This window comes from Streptomyces milbemycinicus, from assembly GCF_002154605.1.
GTDB lineage: Bacteria > Actinomycetota > Actinomycetes > Streptomycetales > Streptomycetaceae > Streptomyces > Streptomyces milbemycinicus.
Genome location: NZ_MUNE01000508.1, coordinates 1 through 1,167 on the forward strand (window position 1 = coordinate 1; position 1,167 = coordinate 1,167).

1 protein-coding gene is annotated in these 1,167 nt (G+C 66.2%); it reads left to right on the forward strand.

Annotated features, from left to right (window positions below; all coding sequences use genetic code 11):
- Positions 1–267: 267 nt before the first annotated feature.
- Positions 268–1,167, forward strand: a 900-nt coding sequence (locus CCN51_RS58225; protein ID WP_245881736.1) for an ATP-binding protein, incomplete at its 3' end; no start/stop codon positions are given.

A 1,167-nucleotide genomic window follows, 5' to 3' on the forward strand; every position in this document is an offset into this window, starting at 1 on the left:
AAGATGTATTCATAATTAATGAATTTGACGAGGGTCAGATACACCCCCGGGCGGCACCGGGTGCCACCCTCGGGGCGAATGATGGTCGACATAGGCCCGCCACCGCGCCCCGATTTCATCCGATTTCGCAGCTTCCGTAACACATATTCTCTGCAATCAGGCGCGTCGCGTCCCTTTTCATTGGCACCTGGTGCCACTAACGTTCACATCGCTTCCAGGGTGCGATGAAGAGCCGATCGACGGCCCGAACGAACAAGGGGGACAGCGATGTTCCGGAAGATCCTCGTTGCCAACCGTGGTGAAATCGCGATTCGGGCGTTCCGAGCCGGCTATGAGCTGGGCGCGAAAACCGTCGCCGTGTTCCCGTACGAAGACCGCAACTCGTTGCACCGGCTGAAGGCCGATGAGGCGTACGAGATCGGCGAACCGGGGCATCCGGTACGGGCCTATCTGTCCGTGGAGGAGATCGTCCGCGCGGCGCGAGCAGCGGGTGCGGACGCGGTCTACCCCGGGTACGGATTCCTGTCCGAGAACCCCGACCTCGCGCGTGCGTGCGAGGAGGCGGGCATCACGTTCGTCGGCCCTGGCGCGGAGATCCTGGAGCTGACCGGGAACAAGGCGCGGGCGGTGGCCGCGGCCCGTGCGGCCGGTGTCCCGGTGCTCGGCTCCTCACAGCCCTCCACCGATGTGGACGAGCTGGTCCAGGCGGCGGAGGAACTTGGCTTCCCGGTGTTCGTCAAGGCCGTGGCCGGTGGTGGCGGACGCGGTATGCGGCGGGTCGAGGACCGAAGGACGCTGCGCGAGTCCATCGAGGCGGCGTCCCGCGAGGCCGCCTCCGCGTTCGGCGACCCGACCGTCTTCCTGGAGAAGGCCGTCGTGGAGCCCCGCCATATCGAGGTGCAGATCCTCGCCGACGCGCAGGGCAACGTCATGCACCTCTTCGAGCGTGACTGTTCGGTGCAGCGCCGGCACCAGAAGGTGATCGAGCTGGCGCCCGCGCCCAATCTCGACCCGGAGCTCCGGACGCGGATCTGCGACGACGCGGTGAGGTTCGCCCGGCAGATCGGCTACCGCAACGCGGGCACGGTGGAGTTCCTGCTCGACCGCGCCGGGAACCATGTGTTCATCGAGATGAACCCGCGGATCCAGGTCGAGCACACGGTGACC